Origin of the sequence: Micromonospora sp. NPDC049101 (assembly GCF_040648675.1) — a bacterium.
Taxonomy (GTDB): domain Bacteria; phylum Actinomycetota; class Actinomycetes; order Mycobacteriales; family Micromonosporaceae; genus Micromonospora.
This window is the reverse complement of the sequence record NZ_JBEZED010000033.1, coordinates 44010-61751: the sequence shown is the minus strand read 5'-3', so window position 1 is coordinate 61751 and position 17742 is coordinate 44010. Positions and strand designations below refer to the sequence as shown.

Sequence of the window (17742 nt, the reverse complement as noted above, 5' to 3'; positions counted from 1 at the left end):
CCTCATCTCGTCAGGAACGAAGGACCAGGGTGATCCGATGGCAAGGTAGGGAGACGCGGTGAACTCGGACTGACCACAGGGAAACCGCGCCCGGGCCGTGCGGTGACCCTTAGGGCGTGTGGCAAAGTCCTCGGCCCGGCCAGGGGCTTTGCCACACGCCCTTGAGGCGTGTCGGTGGTCAGCGGGGCAACGGGGGCAGCGTCGGGCTGTCGAGCCAGGCGGCGAACAGGCCGTCCAGGGGCTCGCGGGCGAAGCGCTGGGCGTGCAGCCGGAACTGCTCGGTCGTCACCGTCGCGTGTTGGTGCTCGGCGACCCAGGCGCGCAGCAGCGCGAAGAACGACTCGTCGCCGACCCGCTTGCGCAGGGCGTGCACCGCGAGCGCACCCCGCTTGTAGACAAGCGGGTCGAACATCCGGTCGACGCCGGGATCCGCCACGATGACGGTCCGCGGGCGATCCGCGACCCACGCGTGCCACTGCGCGGCCAGGGCGTCTGTCGGCAACTCGCCGCAGACGCCGGACCACAACCACTCGGCGTACGTGGCGAAGCCCTCGTTGAGCCAGATGTGCCGCCAGTCGGCCACCGTGAGGCTGTTGCCGAACCACTGGTGGGCCAGCTCGTGCACCACCAGCCGCTCGTGGGTGCGCCGCCCGTCGACGTGGTTTCGCCCGAAGACCGCCATGCCCTGCGCCTCGACCGGATCGTCGAGGTCGTCGTCGGCGACCACGACGACATACTGCGTGAAGGGGTACGGCCCGAAGAGCCGCTGTAGCGCCGACATGATCTGGCCGTGCCGGCCGAAGTCGTGGGCGGCGTTCCGGCGCAGCGCGGGCGGGATCGCGGCGCGCTGCAGCACCGCACCGACCGCCAGGTCCACCAGCTCGTAGCGGCCGATCTGGACACTCATCAGGTACGGCGAGGTGGGCTCGCGCCGCTCGTATACCCACGTCGTGCCGCCCGCGGCCCGGCGTTGGAGCACGGGATCACCTGTCACCACCACCGTGTACGGGGAGGAGGTCGTGACCGCCACCCGGAAGGTGGCCTTGGCGCCGGGTTGGTCGTCGCACGGGAACCAGGACGGCGACCCGTTCGGCTGGCTGGCCACCAGCACCCCGTCGGTGAGTTCCTCCCACCCGAGGGTGCCCCAGCGGCCGGCGATGGGCACCGGCTTTCCCGCGTACCGGATCTCCACCCGGAAGGTGTCCCCGGCGCCGATCGGCCGCTCGGGTTTGATCTGCAGTTTGTCCGGGCGGTGCAGGTACTTCGCCGGGCGCCCGTCGACCCGGACGTCCTGGACGCGCAACCGACCGAGATCGAGGGTGAACCGCGACAACGACTGCCCGGCCACCGCGGTGAGGTCCGCCCGGCCAGCGAGGCGGTTGGACACGACCCGGTAGTCCAGGTCGAGGTCGTAGTGCCGCACCCGGTAGCCGCCGTTGCCGTGCTCGGGCAGGTAGGAGTCGCCGGAGCGACCGGCGCCGGGTGTCGCGCCGCTCGACGCCGACGCCGCCTTCGGATTCATGCCGACCGTGCCGCTGGCGCCGGCCAGGTGGTGATCGGGTTACCCAACCATCGGCTGTCGCACGGCACGGCGTCGCCGCGGGTCACCAGCGAACCGGGCCCGACGGTGGTCCGCGCCCCGATGCTCGCACCCGGCAGGACGATGCCGTGCGGGCCCAGCGCGGCTCCCGCGCCAAGTGTCACCTCGTCCATGCTCATCACACGATCATGGAACAGGTGGGTCTGCACCACACAACCGCGGTTCACGGTCGCGCCGTCGCCGAGGCGCACCAGGTCGTACTCGGGCAGCCAGTAGGTCTCCAGCCACACGCCCCGGCCGATCTTCGCGCCGAGCGTGCGCAGCCACGCCGCGAGCAGTGGCGTGCCGGTCGCGAAGCGGACCAGCCACGGCGCGGCGAGGACCTCGACGAACGTGTCCGCGAGTTCGTTGCGCCAGACGAAGGAGGTCCACAGCGCGCGCTCGGCGACCCGGAAGCGTCCGACCAGCAGCCACTTCGCGGCCGTCGCGATGGCGGCGGCGGTGATCGCCGCGCCGAGCAGCACCGGCCCGGCGGCGAGCGCCGCCGCCCACCACCCGCCGGCCCGCCAGACGATCGCGAGTACGGCCAGGACGCCGACCGCCAGGGCACCGGCGCACATCACCGGGACGATCCGGCACAGCTCGATCGCGGCCCGGGCCAGCTTCAGGCGCAGCGGCGGGTCGAAGGTGCGGCTGGTGTCGGCCGCTTCCACGGTCCGACGCAGCGGCATCGGCGGCGCGCCGAGCCACGAGGAGCCCTTCTTCGCCTTGAACGGCGCCGACGACAACACGCCGACAAGCCCGCGCTTGGGCACCGAACGCCCGGGTGCCGCCATCCCCGAGTTGCCGAGGAAGGCCTGCTTACCGATGCGGGCCGGGGCGACCCGCAGCCATCCGTGGCTCAGCTCGTAGGTCGCGACCATGGTGTCGTCGGCCAGGAAGGCCCCGTCGGCGACGGTGGTCATCGCCGGCAGTGCGAGCACCGTGGACGCCTCCACCCCGCGCCCGACCCTGGCGCCCAGCAGCCGCAACCACACCGGCGTGAAGAGGCTGGCGTAGAGCGGGAACAGCCCGACCCGCGCCATCCCCATCAGCCGTTCGGTCGTCCACACCTGCCACGCCACCCGACCCTGCACCTGGTGGTAGCCGGCGCGCAGGCCGATGCTGAGCGCCCGCACCGCCCCGAGCACCAGCAGCGCATAGCCCACCAGGTAGGCGACGGTCGCCACCGCGACGGCGGCCAGCACCGCGCCGACAGTGGGCCGGACGGCGAGCGTCCAGCCGAGCAGGGCGAGCGCCGGCAGGGCGGCCACAACCGGCAGCAGCCCCAGCAGTTGGGCGGTCAGCGCGTACGCGATCGGCCAACCGCGAGACCGCAGTCGCGTTCGCACCGGCCGCTGACCGGGCCACTCGGCGGGATCCTTGGCAGCGGGGGTGGCAGGTGAGCCGGCCCAGCGCTGATTCGCCGGTACGGCGCCGGTCACTGTCGAGCCGGCGGCGATGCGCGCGCCCTTGCCGACGCGGGCGCCGGGCATCAGGGTGCTGCGGGAACCCACCCGGGCACCCGCGCCGACGCGGACCCTGCCGACATGGACGACGTCGCCGTCGACCCAGTGGCCGGTCAGATCGACCTCTGGCTCGATCGCCGCGCCGCGGCCCAGTTTCAGCAGGCCGGTGACCGGCGGTGCGGAGTGCAGGTCGACGTCGGGAGCGATGGACGCGCCGAGCGCCCGGGCATACGTGATCATCCAGGAGGCTCCGGCGACGCTCGTGGCGCCGGTCAGCTCGGCGAGGCGTTCGGCGGCCCACAGCCGCAGGTGCACGCCGCCGCCGCGCGGGTAGCTGCCGGGGCGTACCCCGCGCAGCAGCAGCCGCGCTCCCGCGGCGGCCAGGGCGATCCGGCCCAGCGGGCTGAACAGCAGAAGCCAGCCCAGCGCCACCCACCACCAGGACACGGCAGGCGCCCACGGTGCCGGCGTGAGCAGGGTGAGCAGGTTGCCGAGGGCGGCCAGGACGGTCAGCCAGCGCAGCCCGACCAGCGCGAGCATCGGCACCATCAGCGCGGCCTGGATCAGCCCCGCGCGCCTCGGCGTCGGCCGGACCTCCCGGCGTGTCGCCGCTGTGCTGTCGAGCGCGTCGAGCATCGTCGCGAGCCGCGACAGTTTCGGGTGGAGGTAGATGTCCGCCACCGAGACCCGGGGGTGCCGGCGCCGGATCCAGGCCACCAGTTGCGCCGCGTTCAGGCTGCCGCCGCCGTGGGTGAAGAAGTCCGCGTCCGCCTCGGTGGGGCGTACGCCGAGGATTTCCGCCCAACCGCGGGCGAGCCACTCCTCGGTCGCGGTCAGCTCGCCTGCGGTGTCCTGCCCGGTGGCCAGCGGCCACGGCAGCGCGGCCCGATCCACCTTGCCCGATGTTCGGGTCGGCAGCGCCTCCACCACGGCCAGCAGCGGCACGAGCGCGGCCGGCAACTGCTCACGGATCCGCAGCGCCGCCGTCGCGGCATCGAACGTGACGCCGTCGTGCGGAACCACGTACCCCACCAGCAGTTGGTTGCCCGCGGCGGTGCGCCGCACCGCCGCGGCGGCACCGGCGACGTCGGGCAGCGCCTGCAGCGCGGCGTCGATCTCACCCAGCTCGATCCGGCGTCCGCCGAGCTTCACCTGTTCGTCACCGCGGCCGACGAACAGGAGCCCCTCGGGCTCCGCCCGGACGATGTCACCGCTGCGGTACGCCCGCTGCCAGCCGAGCGCGGGCAGCGCCGCGAACTTCTCGGCGTCCTTGCCCGCGTCCAGGTAGCGGGCGAGCCCCACCCCGCCGATCACCAGCTCGCCGGTCGCACCCATCGCGACCGGAGCGCCCGAGGCGTCGACCACCGCGAGGTCCCAGCCGGCCAGCGGCAGCCCGATCCGGACCGGCCCCTCGCCGGTCATCCGCGCGGCGCAGGCCACCACTGTCGCCTCGGTCGGCCCGTAGGTGTTCCAGACCTCGCGGCCCTCGACGGCGAGGCGCTGTGCCAGCTCCGGTGGGCAGGCCTCACCACCGAAGATCAGCAGCCGGACCTCCTCCAGCGCCTCGACCGGCCACAGCGCGGCGAGCGTCGGCACCGTCGACACCACCGAGATGCGCTGCTCGGCCAACCACGGCCCGAGGTCGACACCGCTGCGGACGAGCGACCGCGCGGCCGGCACCAGACAGGCACCGTGCCGCCACGCCAGCCACATCTCCTCGCAGGACGCGTCGAACGCCACCGACAGCCCGGCCAGGACCCGGTCCTGCGGGCCGATCGCCTCGCTGGCCTCGTCGGCGAGGAACAACCGGGCCTCGGCGTCGACAAAGGCCGCCGCCGCGCCGTGGCTGACCGCCACCCCCTTCGGGGTGCCGGTCGAGCCGGAGGTGAAGATGATCCAGGCGTCGTCGCCCGGGTCGGGCCGGGCGATCCGACCCCCGGGGGTACGCCGCACCGACACCGCCAGCCCGTCCCCGAGCACCGCCGCCACTCCCGCCTCGGCGAAGACGAGCTCGACGCGTTCCTCCGGATCGTCCGCGTCTACCGGTACGTAGGCCGCGCCCGCCGCGAGAACGCCGAGGATCGCCAGGTACAGCTCGGCCGTACCGGAGGAGATCCGGACACCCACGCGGTCGCCGACACCGATGCCGTGCCCGGCCAGCGACCGCCGGACGGCCTCGACCTCGTCGGCCAGGTCGCGGTACGTCAGTGCCGTGGCACCGTTGTCGAGTGCGAGAGCCTCGGCGTGCGTGTGCACGGAGTCGTCGAGAATGTCGACGAGCGTGCGGCGGGCCGCCGCCGGGGAGGATCGGAACACCGCGGGGATCCTCGGTGCGGCAGCTGTCGGCGGTAGCGCAACCACCTGGAGTTCACTCGTCACGGGCACCCGGCGTTCACCATCTTCGTCTCAGGGATCGGCGTCAACCAGGCATGCGGCATGCGGACCCGCCCTGGGCAGCCCTCAACGCTACGTCGCACCGGCCGGAAGAGACGACGAAGTAGCGGCTTCGTGTCCACCACCACAGCGATCCCTTCCACGAACACCGATCGACCGCGACATGGCCGCGGACGCGCCGTCGGCACCACGCCCTCGGCGCGGGCAGCGCGATGGCCGCATCGCCGCGATGATGGTCACCAGCCCCAGCCGAGAGAGGATCTTCGATGACGGTTGTGCAGCGGTACCGGGTGGGCGTGGCGCTGGCCGGGCTCCTGCTGGTCACCACCAGCGGCTCGGCGGCCTCGGCGGCGTCGCCGACGGTGAATGCGCCGACCACGACCACGCTGACCACCCAGGGCCGCACCGCGGAGAGCTACACGGGCCTGATGAACGGCGAATCGTTCCAGCAGGACGGCATCGTCTCGCACCGCCGGTGGCAGTACGCGGCGTTCTGGGACGCCCAGGGCTACGTCAACGTCTCCCGGCGTCCGACGAACGGCACCTGGCAGACCATCCGACTGACGGACTATCGCACCACCACCACCGATTCACACAACGTGATCAGCATCGGGCTCTCCCACGTGGACGGAAGCATCCACCTCTCGTTCGACATGCACTCGCAGCGTTTCCGCTACCGCAAGTCGGTGGCCGGCATCGCCACCGCGCCGGACACCGCCACCTGGTCACCGGGCATCTTCGGCGCCGTGCAGAACAGCCTCGCCGGGCGCGACATGGCCGTCATGACCTATCCCCAGTTCACCACCATGCCCGACGGCAACCTGCAACTGACGATCCGGACGGGGGAGAGTGGCAACGGCAACCAGGTCCTGTTCGAATATCGGGCCGGTGCGTGGAGTTTCGTCGGCAAGATCATGAACGGCACCACGCTCGGCAACAACGCCTATCTGTTCGGCTTCCAGTACGACGCGCAGGGTCTGCTGCACCTGACCTGGACCGTCCGGGAGACCTTCGACGCGAGTAGCAACCACGATCTCTTCTACGCGTACAGCGCGGACCGCGGCCGAACGTGGCGCAGTGGGTCGGGTGCGCTGATCGGCACCGCCGACTCCAGTCCGATCTCGACGACCACCGCCGCGGCACGGTTCTGGACCATCGGGCAGAACCGCGGCCTGATGAACCAGGAATCGCAGACGGTGGACTCGGCGGGGAACGTGCACGTCCTGGCCTCCCACCTGCCGCCGTCGGCGCCCAGTGACGCCGTCTTCACCAACGCCCGCACCAGCGCCGTGCTCGTGCACTACTGGCGTGCGGCGGCGACCGGCCAGTGGAGCCAGCGAATCCTCGGCTACCAGGCGGGCGTCAGCCGCGGTGACATCGGCGTCGACTCCCAGGACAACCTCTTCGTGGTCAGCGCCGCGTCGAACACGGGTGTGCTGCAGATCGCCACCGCGTCCCGGGCCTCGGGTTGGTCGGACTGGGCCGTCCGCTACCGGTCCACGGCGAACTTCACCTCGGATCCGCTGCTCGACCACCGCCTGCTGAAGTCCAACAACATCGCCAGCGTGTTCGCACCCCACAGGGGCGGCAGCCGGATCGACGTCCTGAACTTCACAAGCGCCGGGAACTGACCGACCCGGCCGGTCGTCGTCTGGGCCCGCCGCAGGCCGGCCAGGGGCTTTGACACGGGCCCTAACGGGACGTGGCGGAGTCGACGCGGAGCAACTGTGCGACGGCGTCCGGGCGGTCCAGTGGCACGATGTGGCCGCTGTGCGGAATCAGCTCACCGGAAAGGTCGTCGGCGATGGGGGTGAGCTGTCGGTAGAGCAGGTCGCCGACGGTGTTGCCGCCGACCGCCAGGGTGGGCGTGGTCAGCCGGCCCGCCGTGGAGATCGCCGCCGCGTTCTGCTCGGCGGCGCGGTAGTAGCCGAAGCCGCAGCGCAGCGCCGCACGACCGGTGTACGCGCTGACGAATGCGTCCCTGATCTCCGGGGGCACCCCCCGGCGCTCGAAGGTGCCGGCCAGCAGGAAGAAGTCGAGGTATTCGGCCTCGTGGCCTTCGAGCACCGTCTCGGCCAGCCCGGGGGCCGTGTGGAAGCCGAACCACCACGGTGGTGCCGGGAAGCCACCAGGCAGGCCGGGCAGCGTCGCCTCCATCAGCACCAGGCGGCGTACCCGGGCCGGGTGCAGGGCGCCGAGCAGGAAAGCGGCGGGCACGCCCGCGTCCAGGGCCACGACCTCGGCCTGCTCGACCCCCAGCGCGTCGAGCAGGCCGAGCATGTCACCGGCACCGGTCGCCGCGTCGAACCCGTCCGCCGCGCGAGCGCTGTCGCCGAGCCCGCGCAGGTCCGGTGCGATGACGCGGCGCCGCCCACCCAGCAACGGCAGCACCTCGCGCCAGACCTGCCAGGTGTGCGGCCAGCCGTGCATCAGCAGCACCGGCGGGCCCTCGCCGTCCAGGGCGACGTTCAACTCCGTGCCGTTTGTCCGGATTCTGCGCAATTCCATGTCTGATCTCCCGGCGGTTACCATTGGTTACCTGCATACCATGGGAGATGCCTGATGACCTGGCAAGAGGGCACTTTCGCGCCACCCGGTGAGCCCGGAGTAACCGGGGACCTCTTCAGCCCGGACTGCCCGACCCGGCAACTGCTCGACCGGATCGGCGACAAGTGGACGTCGATGCTGATCAAGGTGCTGGCGGAGAACCATCCGGCCGAGCTCGGGTTCGCGGAGCTGCGTCGCCGCGCACCCGGGGTGTCGAACAAGATGCTGTCGCAGACGCTGCAGAGCCTGTGCCGCGACGGCCTGGTCACCCGCCGCGTCGAGGCGAGCGTGCCGCCGCGCGTCCACTACGCGCTCACCAGCCTGGGGCTCTCCCTGGACGCCCCGCTGGCGGTGGTCCGGGCCTGGGCCGAGCGGCACATCTCCACAATCGAAGAACACCGTCGCAGCCCTGGCCAGTAGTGGTGCCCGCGCGGATCAGTCGAGGCCGGTGCGGCCCTCGGCCCAATATGCCTTGCCCATGACCCGCCGGGGTTTCCGCTCCCACCCACGGCTGTCCCGCCGCACCGCGTGCACCGTCGCCGCGTCGCCGGTGACGATGAGGGTGTACGGCGCCTGGACGGCCGCCGTGTGGCCGTGCTGAAGAAGCTCGACCCGGTCGGCGGCCTTCGGGACGACCGCCACTCGTTCGGTGATCCCCAGTTGGGCGAGTACGTCGGTGAGCGCGAGCGGATCGCGTGCCTCGAAGACATACGACGTCTCGGCGGGAATGGTGCGCAACGCGTGGGCGAGCGCCACGCTCGTCTCGTCCCCGACGAAGAGCACGGGACCGGCGGCCTCGCGCAGGTCGATGGAGCGCCGTGGCCCGAAGACCGCACAGGTCTGGCCCTCTGTCACCCGCTCGAACCACTGCGCCGCCGGACCGTTTCCGTGCGTGTACGCGACCAGCTCCGTCACACCCCGGTCGGCGTCCCAACTCGTTGGTGTGTAGGTGCGCAGGCTCATCGAACCGCGTCGCGGGCGGAGCTGGAGTTTCGCTCCGGGCACCCAGGTCGCCTTTCGGAACGCCTCGGCCGACAGCGTCATCCGGACGAACTCGGGGGAGAGGTGGCTGAGGCCGGTGACGTGGGCGTCGTCCAGCATCACGCCACTGGCGAGGTCGGCCAGGCGTTCGGCGAGTCCGGGCATTGGTCCTCAATTCAGGCGTTGTCGTGGTGCGGCCAACTGCTTCCGCGCCGGGGCCAGCTCGTCAGTCGTACTCGATCGGTTCCTCGCTCCGGAACCCGAGGTGGGCACCCGCCGCTTCGTCCCTGCCCAACCCGATGATGCCAGTGCCCTGATCACCGACGCCCGCGAGCTTGCCGGCCAGCCCGATCGACCGAGCTGAACACATCGATTGGGCCCGCTCCGCGCGACGCTCGACCACCCCCTGTCCCGAGCCCGCCCCCAGAGTGAGCCGGATCGTCCAACCACCTCAGGCCATTCCGCCCACCGCGCGATGCACGTCGATCCAGCAATGCGTAAATCGGCTGACGCCGTTTCCGGCAAAGGATGACGCCGCACACCGATCGAGGGTGTGTCGAGATCCTGTCGACTGGCAGGGGCAGGGCCGACGACATCCGATGAGCGAACAAGGGACAGTCCTGTCGCGCCGTAGCGCGCAATGCCTTTCGCGCTCCCCAAAACCGTGGCCATACTCTACGCGTCCAATCGAACGCCCTGGGTGACCTGCCCGGGCGTCTGCTGACAGGAGATGACGTGCTTAGACGCGCTTCCACGCTGGGGGTCGCCCTGCTGGCCTGCTTCGCGTTCAGCGGCGTGACCGCCATGCCGGCGCAGGCGTGGGTCCCCGAATGCCCCGTCGATTCGGAGTGTGGCGGTGGCGGTGAGGGTGGCGGTGGCGGTGGCGGCGGCACCCCACCCACCCCGGCCTACAACCTGCAGGGCGTCATCCAACTGGAAGACACCGGCCACGAGGGAAGCTGGCCACTGCGTGTGGGTGGCATCAAGGTCCGCGGCTACTCCCGGCTCGCCACCTGGGGCAACGACCGGGTGGACGCCAACTACATAAACGTCAGGTGCTCCGCCACCGTGCTCAGCTACGCCACCCACGACTATGACTCCGAGAACAACGGCGCCCTCGTCGACGTGACCTTCTGGTCTCCGACCGTCCCGGTCACCGGCGTTCCCGTCCAGTCCCGCACGGTCACGGTCAACTGCACCCACCACGCCGAGAAGAACGGCGTCAACTACGACACCACAAGCACCGCCCAGTTCGTCATCTCCGAATGATTCCCGGCGGGGGCGGTCCAGACCGGACCGTCCCCGCTGCCGTCGACAGCTCATCCGCGCCCTCGATCGCTGCCGATGTGCCGTCCGGTGTGCGGGCACCCCGACGACGGCCGGCAGGCTGCTGGCAGCCTTGCCCAAATCATCTTAGTCATTAAGATAACTGCATGGTTGCATCGACGGACTTCTCAGTGGCGAATCGCCGGTGCCGGCCTCTCCGGCCTCTGCCTCGCCCAGTACCTGATGCGTGCCGGCATCGACGTGCACGTCTACGAGCGGGACCCGGGCCCCTTCGTCCGGCGGCAGGGCTACCGGATCATTCTCGACCGGTACGGGCTGGAAGCACTGCGCGCGAGCCTGCCCCGCTCGCTGTACAACCTGGCACTGACCACCGGTGACGAGCCCGGCGGGCACCTGCGCTTCACCGACAGTCGGCTGCGGGACGCCTTCACCATCACCTTCAAGGACGAGCCGCACGCGACCCGCCAGGTCGACCGGCTGACCCTGCGATCGATCCTGCAGTCCGGGCTGGACGGACGCATCCACTACGGCAAGGACGCCGTCGCGGTGGACAGCGGCGACCCGGCAAGGCCGCGGCTGCGCTTCTCCGACGGCGGGGCCGCGACGGCAAGCGTCGTCGTGGGCGCGGACGGCGTCGGCTCGGCGCTGCGCGCGCAGCTCATGCCGGACGCGGACCCGGCGAACACCCCGATGGCGGGCATCTACGGCCGGTCGCCCCTGCGGCGCAACGGCGTGAGCGTCATCCCGGACGCGCTGCGTTCCAGCGGGGTCCTGGCCATCGCCGACCGGCCGGGCCTCGCCTTCTTCTTCACCTCCATGCGGTTCGGCGAGAGCCCGTCGGAGGCGTTCGCGCGCCTGGCACCGGGCAGCTATGCGCCCACCGGCGACGACTACGTCATGTGGGGACTGCTGCTCCGGCAGGAGGAGGTGCCCGTCGACGTGCGCGGGGACCTGCTGGCGTTGTGGAGACTGGCCGCCCGGAGAGGTACGGACTTTCACCCGCTGATCCGGCGGCTGGTCGACAGCGCCGAACTGGACGCCACGGTGCTCAACCTCTTCGCCACCGGCCGGCGCCCGCGCCGGTGGGCGGTGCCCCGGGCGACGTTGATGGGCGACGCCGTGCACGCCATGCCGCCGTTCGGCGCCCACGGCGGCAACACGGCGCTGCGCGACGCCGCCCTGCTCGGCCACCGGCTGGTCGAGGCCCGGGCGAGCGGCGCGCCGGTGCAGGAGGCGATCGCCAGCTACCAGGACGAGATGGTGTCCTACGCCTTCCGCGCCGTCGACACCGCCGCCGGGTTGATGCGCCGCCTCACCGGGGGTGCGGCGGCACCGCACTGGGTGCTGACCCGCGTGTTACCTCGACTGCACCGGGTCACCGTCCCGGAGGCATGATTGCGGGCATGTCCCACCAGCCGGTCCGGGCGTCCGCGATCGCCGACCTCATGCGCGCCGGGCAGGAGATGTCGCGGCTGTCCATGGTGTTCCGGTACGCCATCGCGGAGCGGCTGGGCCTCACCGTGAGCGACCTGGAGTGCCTGGACTACCTGGCGGATGTCGGATCGGCCACCGCGGGGCAGGTCGCCGAGCGGACCAACCTCACCACCGGGGCGGTGACCAGCATGCTCCGCCGGCTCCAGCAGGCGGGCTACGTGCTGGCCGAGCGCGATCCGGCGGACCGGCGGCGGGTGATCGTCACCCTGCGGCCGGAGCGGCTCGCTGAGTTGAGGCGACCGTACGAACGATTCGCCGAGCGGGCGGAGCGGCTCATCGAGGGCTACGGCGACGAGGAGGTCATGCTGCTGCTCCGGCACTACGACCGCATGCAGGCCGTGTACCTCGCCGAGTTGGACCGCCTGGGCAGCGGCGACACCGCACAGCGCTCCGCCTGGGACGGCATCGCCTGACCGGTCCGCTGCCCGACGACGAGATGCGGTGCCTACTCCCGCCAGCCGGTCAGCTCCACCCCCTTGGCCAGTTCCACCCGGAAGCCGACGGCGATCTCAGCGCTGTCGCCCGGTGCGAGCGACAGCCGCCAGGCCAGCTCTCCCAGCTCCGTACGCTCCGCCGGTGCCGGTGCCAGGTTCGTCTCCCGCACCACCACCGCCTCGTCGCGGGACACCGGCAACTGGTCGCGTACCTCGACGGTCGCCGACCGCGGCGTGTGGTTGGCGACGGTGATCCGGTAGTCCACCTCCCGCCGCCGCGTCGACCCGAGCGCGGCCCTGGTCTCCGAGCGCCGGTGCAGCTTCCGCTCCACCCGCAACCGGTCGTCGACCCCGAGCCCCAGCTCGATCTCCTCGCCCGGCGCCCACATCGGCAGCCCGGTGGCCGCCACGAAATCGGCGCCGTGGAAGACCGCCGCCGGACCGGGCAGCATCGTGTGCTCCGACGTGTTGCGTACCGTCGCACGCAGGTGCGCCTCGGCGGCACGGACCGGCACGGTCACATGGTCCAGTCGGGTTGGCAGCTCCAGCACGGCGATGGTGGCGCGGTGCGCGCTGCCGTCGGCCGGCACCGCCGCCGGCCGGGCCGGCCGATAGGTGGCCGCGCTGACGCCCTGCTCGACCTGGGCGACGCTCTCCTGCAACCGTTGCCGGGGCGCCGCGGACGGTGCCGGCGCCCCACCCGGTGCCGGGGGCGGCATCCCGACCGGCATGGCCGCCGCCGCGCCCGCGACCGGCACCGGCCGAAGCCGGTCGAGATACCAGGGCGACAATTCGGGTACGCCTGTCGTCGCCGCAGGCCGGGCGGTCGAGAGCTGGAGCTCGCACTCCGGCCAGTCCTCTCCGGTGCTCTGGCTGACCAACCCGAACCAGGTGACGGTCATCGTGTCCTCGACCAGCCGCAGGTCATAGGAGGGCCGCCACACCGCACCGTCGACCAGATAGGTCAACTCCAGTTCCACCTCCGCGCCGTCGGCCGCCACCGAGACCGTCACCTCGGCGGCCAACCGGTCCGGCGTCCGCTTGCCACGCGCCGCGTTCAGGTCGCGCTCGACCGCGGCCAACTCCGCGACCAACTCGGTGCGCCGCCGAGACAGCCCGCGCCGCCGGCCGCGTGACTCGGCCAGCTGACCGGCCACCGAGTCACTGAAGGCCGCCACGTCGGTCGGCGCCGCGTCGCCGGAGGCCAACGCCCTGGCGTACGTGCCACCGGCTCGCTCGGCCAGCCGGGTGAGGAACTCCCCGCGCTGCTCCTCGATTGCGTCCGCGTCCGCGACCTCGGCCAACTCGTCGTTCAGCTCGCGGCGTCGCTGTTCGAGGTCGACGATCTGCGGGTCGGCGCTGCGGGCCTGCCGCCAGGTGGTCACGTCCACACCGAGCACCGTGGCCGCGCCCCGCCCACCGACCCGGATGGAGTCGCGCCGCAGGCCGAGTGGGAGTGGCGCGACGCGTAGCCGGTGCTCGCCGGCGGCCAGCCGAGGGCTGCCCCGGCGGGTGACCCGGGCCCGGTCCGGGTAGACGGTGACGCCGACGATGGGTGCGTCAATCTCGGTGCTCTCCACGGCGCGAGGGTAGTCCAAACGCCACGTCGTCTTCGACGCGCGGCCCCTCGCGCGTGGCACCGTAGGCTGCTGCCCGTGACCCGCTGGACCTGCGGTGTTCTGGTCGGGCAGGCAGTTGGTTCGCGGTACGAGGAAAGGCAACGCGATGGCGCATGGTGAAGTAGCGGAATTGGCTGAGATCTGGGGACCTCCCACCTGTTCCGCTCCGGTCCGCGCTGATCGGCTGACTCAGTTCGCCGGTGTCGTGCCCGATCTGCTGCTGGCGTGTTGGCGTGAGTACGGATTCGCCGGCTTTGGCAACGGATCGTTCTGGTTGTGTGATCCGGAGGTGTGGCAGCCGGCGGTCGACGCATGGACAGACGGCCTCGAGCTGCCGAGAGCGGAACGATGGGTCGCGGTGAGCCGCAGTGCGTTCGGCGACCTGCAGGTGTGGGGGCAGCAGACGGGTTCGCGGTTGACGATCAGTGCGCATCACGGGTGGGTGATCCCTTCCGATCATTCCGACCGCGCGCTGTCCGACGACGGCCGCGATGACCGGCTGTACGCGCTGTTGATGTGCCAGGACCGTCGCAGTGTCGACCTTTACGGTGCCGACAGGGAGCCGTTGTTCGAGCGGGTACGCGCACTGCGTGGCCCGGTGGGCCCGGACACCATCTACGGCTTCGTCCCGGCCCTGGGTCTCGGCGGGGCGCTGCGTCCCGAGCGGGCCGAGATCTTCGACGGCCCCGTCCACCTGGAGTTGCTCGCGGAGCTCTCCGAGCGTCGCGTCGTGGACAAAGAAGACCTGCTGCACATGTGGCTCGGTAAGTGACCGGCCCAGGCGCTGCCGACGATCCGACGGCAGCTGAGCACCCACTGAGCACGGCCGCGCCGACCGGACCGGCGTCGACGGGGTGGCGGCCGGTGCGGGCCACCGAGACGGGCCTGAGTGGACGTCCCGCGCGCCTCTTGACCAGTGAGCCGACCGACGACGCGGGATGGCCGGCCGACCTGCCGGCCGACGTGCCGGACGTGGTCATCGTCGAGGACACTCCCGGCCCGACAGCCACTCTGAAGGTGCGGACCAGCGGGAACGCCGCGCCGAGGACCGCGCGGGTCAGGTTTGACCAACTCGCTGTGCACGACACGTTCGGAGAACTGTGACTGCTGACCGTCCCATGCTGTCGGCCGGCTGCCGCTGTCGGAGGCTGTCGCGGTGCATGCCGCGTCAGCGGACGATGATCAGGTTGGCCATGTCGACGACCGGCCGGTAGCCGAGGGCGGCGTAGAGCTTGTTGGAGGTCGGGTTGGCCTGGTCGGTGAACAGGCAGACCCGCGCGCCCTCGGCCTGGATTTGTCGGGAAACCTCGGCAACCGCGTTGCTGGCCCAACCACGCCCGCGCTGGGCCGGCGGCGTGTACACCGGGCCCAACCGGGCCACCCCGAACGACGGCGGGTTGGCCCCGGTGAGGTGCACGGGCTCCCCAGTCTCGTCGACCCAGAACCACAGCCGTCCACCCTGGATCCGGCGCAGCAGCTCGGCCTGGTCGGGCACTTCGTGCGCGCTGGTACCGCGCGGACGGCCCGCCTGTTCGTCGGCGTCGCCCACGAACGCGGCGCACCACTCGGTGACCAGTGCCACGTCGGCCTCGGTCGCGACCACCAGGCCGCCCGGCACCGGCGGCGGCCACGCCAGCTCGCCGAGCTCGTGCAGCCGGGTGTGCTGGGTGACCTGGACTCGACCCCCGCCGAGCCGGGTCAGCTCGGCGGCGCACAGGTCAGCGGCGGGCAGGGCCCCGTTGACCCCGAGGACCTCCTCCTCGCGCTGGTGCAACACGTGGGCCAGCGCGACGGCCGCCTCGTCGGGCATGGGCAGCAGGAATGGCGGGTAGGGAGCGTACGGCGCGGTGCGCATCCCGGCACCGACCACCGTGCCGGAGTCGTCGCTGACCACGAGCCACCAGTTGCGGTCCGGCTGTCCGATCCCCTCGGCCCGTTGCGACAGCACCCGGTGCGCGATCGTGGTCACGACCGTGCTGACGACCGGATCGGCGCCCAGGTAGTCACCCGCAGCGGCCAGGAACTCGCCCGGGTCGGTGTGGAACCGCAGCCGCAGCCCGGCAATCGGAACAGTGCTCATCCGCGTACGTTAGCCACCGCCCCGCCCCGGTGACACCGATATTTCGGCCTGGTTGCCGGCCGGGGCGGGACTGCCTAACGTGGTGCTTGTGACGATCGAGGGTCGCAGCACGGACGGGTACGCCGGGTGAGCGACCGTCTCCGCGAGATTGCCCGGCAGACTGTCGCCATCGCTGACTCGGGGCGCTATCGCACTGGCGCCGGTGCCGAGGTCGACGTTGGCGAGGATGTCCGTGCCGCGGTCGCCGGCACTCGTCTGCACCTGCCAGACGAGGTGCCCGCGGCGGGCGACGCGAAGCCCGGCGGAGGCAGGGTGGAGGTGACGGACGAGTCGACGTTGCAGGCAGCCCGTCGACTGGCGCCCGGAGCGGCCTGTCTGGTGTTCGCCTCGGCGAGGAGCCCGGGTGGCGGCTTCTTGAGTGGAGCGCAGGCGCAGGAGGAGAGCATCGCCCGCTCCTCGGCGTTGTACGCGTGTCTCCGTGCCGCCCCGGAGTTCTACGCGTTCCACCGCGACCAGCGGGACCTGCGGTACAGCGACCGCGTCATCTTCTCCCCGGACGTGCCGGTGTTCCGGGACGACGAGGGCGATCTGCTCGACCAGCCGTACACCACGTCGTTCCTGACCGCCGCGGCGCCGAACCTGGGCGCGATCCTGCGCGAGCAGCCCGAACACGCCGCGGGCGTGCCGGCGGTGCTGGCCCGGCGTGCCCGCCGGGTGCTGGAGGTCGCGGCCGCGCACGGACGTCGGACGTTGGTGTTGGGCGCGTGGGGGTGTGGCGTGTTCCGCAACGATCCCGCTACGGTCGCCGACGCCTTCGCCTACGCGCTGCGCGAGGTCGACCGCTTCGACCACGTGGTGTTCGCCATCCGCGACACCGTGCCGGGAACACCGGTGTACCGCACGTTCGTGGCACGCTTCCCGCGGGCCGCCGCGGATCCGGCGGTGGGGAGCGAGCGTGGGTGAGCCGCGCGGATCCACCCCCTCGTCGCGAGACGAAGCTGTGCAGGAGCAGCCGTCGGCCTTCGAGGCGACGCTGACCCGGATCAACCACGCTGTGCAGCTGCATCATCATCAGGGCCAGCGTGCGGCTGCCCGCGACCTGTTCACGCAGATCTGGGACGAGATCGGCGGGGACCGCGGCGATCCTCTGCACGTCTGCGTCCTCGCACACTCGATGGCCGACGTGCAGGACGACGTCGAGCAGGAGCTGATCTGGGATGAGCGAGCGCTGGCGGCGGCCGACCTGCTCACCGATGCCCGCTTGGCGCAGGCTGGGGTGCCGATGTCGGTGGCGGGTCTGTATCCGTCGTTGCACCTCAGCCTGGCCGAGTGCCACCGCAGGCTCGGCGATCTCGACCGGGCCCGCGAATACGTCGAGCGGGCACGGGCGGGGATCGGCGCGCTCGGCGACGACCAGTACGGGCAGCTGATCAGGGGCGGCCTGGACCGGCTGACCCAGCAGCTGACGTCCTAGATGCGCGCCTCCGATGGTCACCCGGCAGCGGGAGGTGAACAGAGCGGACGGTACGGGGGACAGGGCCTCGGGGTGGGCAGCGGGCGGCCGGCGATACGCGGACAATGGGGGGATGAAGCGAGACGTACGCCTGATGCGGTTGACCGGGACGCGCGCCGACGGCGCGGTGGCGACGGGTGCGCGGGCCGCGGGGGCGGCGTCGTTGGGTGGCCTCGCCGTGGGGGCGCTGGCGGTCGGGGCCGTGGCCGTGGGGGCGCTGGCCATCGGGCGGCTGGCGATCCGCCGGGCCGTCGTGCGCGAGTTGCGGGTCGGCCGGCTGGAGATCGACGAGTTGGTGGTGCACAGCCGACCCACCGCCGAGGGATGACCGGCACCTGACGGCAC

General features: G+C 71.8%; 16 protein-coding genes. 10 read left to right on the top strand and 6 right to left on the bottom strand.

Going from position 1 to position 17742, the window contains the following annotated elements; all coding sequences use genetic code 11:
• Window positions 1-178: 178 nt before the first annotated feature.
• Window positions 179-1522, bottom strand: coding sequence for a M1 family metallopeptidase (locus AB0B57_RS31915; protein ID WP_357078314.1), 1344 nt, complete (start codon window positions 1520-1522; stop codon window positions 179-181).
• The gene (locus tag AB0B57_RS31910; protein ID WP_357078311.1) at window positions 1519-5433 is read right to left on the bottom strand and encodes a Pls/PosA family non-ribosomal peptide synthetase; all 3915 of its coding nucleotides are present in this window, start codon (window positions 5431-5433) and stop codon (window positions 1519-1521) included. Before AB0B57_RS31910 ends, AB0B57_RS31915 begins: the two co-directional genes overlap by 4 nt.
• Window positions 5434-5708: 275 nt before the next feature.
• Here AB0B57_RS31910 and AB0B57_RS31905 point away from each other — a divergent pair, with 275 nt between their 5' ends.
• The gene (locus AB0B57_RS31905) at window positions 5709-7073 is read left to right on the top strand and encodes a BNR repeat-containing protein (RefSeq protein ID WP_357078307.1); all 1365 of its coding nucleotides are present in this window, start codon (window positions 5709-5711) and stop codon (window positions 7071-7073) included.
• 61 nt (window positions 7074-7134) lie between these two features.
• Here AB0B57_RS31905 and AB0B57_RS31900 read toward each other — a convergent pair whose 3' ends face one another.
• Window positions 7135-7950, bottom strand: coding sequence for an alpha/beta hydrolase (locus AB0B57_RS31900; protein WP_357078304.1), 816 nt, complete (start codon window positions 7948-7950; stop codon window positions 7135-7137).
• A 54-nt stretch (window positions 7951-8004) separates the two neighbouring features.
• Between AB0B57_RS31900 and AB0B57_RS31895 the strand changes: the two genes are divergently transcribed.
• On the top strand, window positions 8005-8409 hold the full coding sequence (locus AB0B57_RS31895; protein WP_357078301.1) for a helix-turn-helix domain-containing protein: 405 nt from the start codon (window positions 8005-8007) through the stop codon (window positions 8407-8409).
• Between the two features lie 15 nt (window positions 8410-8424).
• Here the strand turns inward: AB0B57_RS31895 and AB0B57_RS31890 are convergent, their stop codons facing one another.
• Window positions 8425-9135: a siderophore-interacting protein gene (locus AB0B57_RS31890; RefSeq protein ID WP_357078298.1), complete on the bottom strand. Its 711-nt coding sequence runs from the start codon at window positions 9133-9135 to the stop codon at window positions 8425-8427.
• 570 nt (window positions 9136-9705) lie between these two features.
• On the opposite strand from AB0B57_RS31890, the gene AB0B57_RS31885 reads away from it, so the two are divergent.
• From AB0B57_RS31885 to AB0B57_RS31875, 3 genes are all read left to right on the top strand, one after another.
• Window positions 9706-10239 (top strand): hypothetical protein, encoded by a 534-nt coding sequence (locus tag AB0B57_RS31885; RefSeq protein ID WP_357078295.1) that lies wholly within the window; start codon window positions 9706-9708, stop codon window positions 10237-10239.
• A 168-nt stretch (window positions 10240-10407) separates the two neighbouring features.
• Entirely contained in the window at window positions 10408-11652 is a 1245-nt protein-coding gene (locus AB0B57_RS31880) for an NAD(P)/FAD-dependent oxidoreductase (protein ID WP_357078292.1), read from the top strand.
• An 8-nt stretch (window positions 11653-11660) separates the two neighbouring features.
• Window positions 11661-12164: a MarR family transcriptional regulator gene (locus tag AB0B57_RS31875; protein WP_357078290.1), complete on the top strand. Its 504-nt coding sequence runs from the start codon at window positions 11661-11663 to the stop codon at window positions 12162-12164.
• A gap of 32 nt (window positions 12165-12196) precedes the next feature.
• Here the strand turns inward: AB0B57_RS31875 and AB0B57_RS31870 are convergent, their stop codons facing one another.
• The gene (locus AB0B57_RS31870) at window positions 12197-13765 is read right to left on the bottom strand and encodes a mucoidy inhibitor MuiA family protein (protein WP_357078287.1); all 1569 of its coding nucleotides are present in this window, start codon (window positions 13763-13765) and stop codon (window positions 12197-12199) included.
• 145 nt (window positions 13766-13910) lie between these two features.
• Between AB0B57_RS31870 and AB0B57_RS31865 the strand changes: the two genes are divergently transcribed.
• Both AB0B57_RS31865 and AB0B57_RS31860 read left to right on the top strand, forming a co-directional pair.
• Window positions 13911-14576 (top strand): GAD-like domain-containing protein, encoded by a 666-nt coding sequence (locus tag AB0B57_RS31865; RefSeq protein WP_357078396.1) that lies wholly within the window; start codon window positions 13911-13913, stop codon window positions 14574-14576.
• Between the two features lie 92 nt (window positions 14577-14668).
• Complete coding sequence (locus tag AB0B57_RS31860) at window positions 14669-14908, top strand: hypothetical protein (RefSeq protein WP_357078284.1); 240 nt, start codon at window positions 14669-14671, stop codon at window positions 14906-14908.
• 64 nt (window positions 14909-14972) lie between these two features.
• Here the strand turns inward: AB0B57_RS31860 and AB0B57_RS31855 are convergent, their stop codons facing one another.
• A complete protein-coding gene (locus AB0B57_RS31855) occupies window positions 14973-15884 on the bottom strand; it encodes a GNAT family N-acetyltransferase (protein ID WP_357078281.1) in 912 nt (303 codons plus the stop codon).
• A gap of 126 nt (window positions 15885-16010) precedes the next feature.
• Here AB0B57_RS31855 and AB0B57_RS31850 point away from each other — a divergent pair, with 126 nt between their 5' ends.
• The 3 genes from AB0B57_RS31850 to AB0B57_RS31840 all read left to right on the top strand — a co-directional run bounded on the left by AB0B57_RS31850 (window position 16011) and on the right by AB0B57_RS31840 (window position 17725).
• The gene (locus AB0B57_RS31850; protein ID WP_357078278.1) at window positions 16011-16847 is read left to right on the top strand and encodes a TIGR02452 family protein; all 837 of its coding nucleotides are present in this window, start codon (window positions 16011-16013) and stop codon (window positions 16845-16847) included.
• Window positions 16848-16884: 37 nt separating this feature from the next.
• Entirely contained in the window at window positions 16885-17358 is a 474-nt protein-coding gene (locus AB0B57_RS31845; RefSeq protein ID WP_357078393.1) for a hypothetical protein, read from the top strand.
• A 112-nt stretch (window positions 17359-17470) separates the two neighbouring features.
• Window positions 17471-17725, top strand: coding sequence for a hypothetical protein (locus AB0B57_RS31840; RefSeq protein WP_357078275.1), 255 nt, complete (start codon window positions 17471-17473; stop codon window positions 17723-17725).
• Window positions 17726-17742 lie beyond the last annotated feature (17 nt).

Bases quoted from the DNA above. Each gene is read 5' to 3' on its own strand.
- AB0B57_RS31915 (WP_357078314.1), bottom strand. From the start codon at position 1,522: ATGAATCCGAAGGCGGCGTCGGCGTCGAGCGGCGCGACACCCGGCGCC.
- AB0B57_RS31905 (WP_357078307.1), top strand. From the start codon at position 5,709: ATGACGGTTGTGCAGCGGTACCGGGTGGGCGTGGCGCTGGCCGGGCTC.
- AB0B57_RS31900 (WP_357078304.1), bottom strand. From the start codon at position 7,950: ATGGAATTGCGCAGAATCCGGACAAACGGCACGGAGTTGAACGTCGCC.
- AB0B57_RS31895 (WP_357078301.1), top strand. From the start codon at position 8,005: ATGACCTGGCAAGAGGGCACTTTCGCGCCACCCGGTGAGCCCGGAGTA.
- AB0B57_RS31890 (WP_357078298.1), bottom strand. From the start codon at position 9,135: ATGCCCGGACTCGCCGAACGCCTGGCCGACCTCGCCAGTGGCGTGATG.
- AB0B57_RS31875 (WP_357078290.1), top strand. From the start codon at position 11,661: ATGTCCCACCAGCCGGTCCGGGCGTCCGCGATCGCCGACCTCATGCGC.
- AB0B57_RS31865 (WP_357078396.1), top strand. From the start codon at position 13,911: ATGGCGCATGGTGAAGTAGCGGAATTGGCTGAGATCTGGGGACCTCCC.
- AB0B57_RS31855 (WP_357078281.1), bottom strand. From the start codon at position 15,884: ATGAGCACTGTTCCGATTGCCGGGCTGCGGCTGCGGTTCCACACCGAC.
- AB0B57_RS31840 (WP_357078275.1), top strand. From the start codon at position 17,471: ATGAAGCGAGACGTACGCCTGATGCGGTTGACCGGGACGCGCGCCGAC.